This is a genomic window from Pseudomonas sp. CFII64, from assembly GCF_000416235.1.
GTDB lineage: Bacteria > Pseudomonadota > Gammaproteobacteria > Pseudomonadales > Pseudomonadaceae > Aquipseudomonas.
The window spans coordinates 1-378 of record NZ_ATLO01000048.1; the positions used below are offsets into that span (position 1 = coordinate 1).

Genomic DNA, 378 nt, shown 5'->3' on the forward strand with positions numbered 1-378 from the left:
CACCTTCGCTTCGTTTTTCAGTTTCTCGACCAGTTCAGCAACCGACTTGACCTTGATGCCCGCGCTGCGTGCAGCCGGTGCTTCGACCTTGATGGTATTGGTCGTGGAGGCAGTGGAAACACCCAGAGCGTCCGGAGTCAGGACTTCCAGTGGCTTCTTCTTGGCCTTCATGATATTCGGCAGCGACGCATAACGCGGCTCGTTCAGACGCAGGTCGGTGGTCACGATGGCTGGCAGGCTCAGGGAAACAGTCTGCGCGCCGCCGTCGATTTCACGGGTCACCGCAACCTTGTCGCCGCTCACTTCGACTTTCGAAGCGAAAGTGCCCTGACCATAACCGCTCAACGCCGCCAGCATCTGGCCGGTCTGGTTGTTATC

At 58.7% G+C, this 378-nt stretch carries 1 pseudogene; it reads right to left on the reverse strand.

What is annotated here, in order from left to right:
* Window positions 1-378: pseudogene (locus CFII64_RS22935) on the reverse strand (electron transfer flavoprotein subunit beta/FixA family protein); the annotation flags it as partial.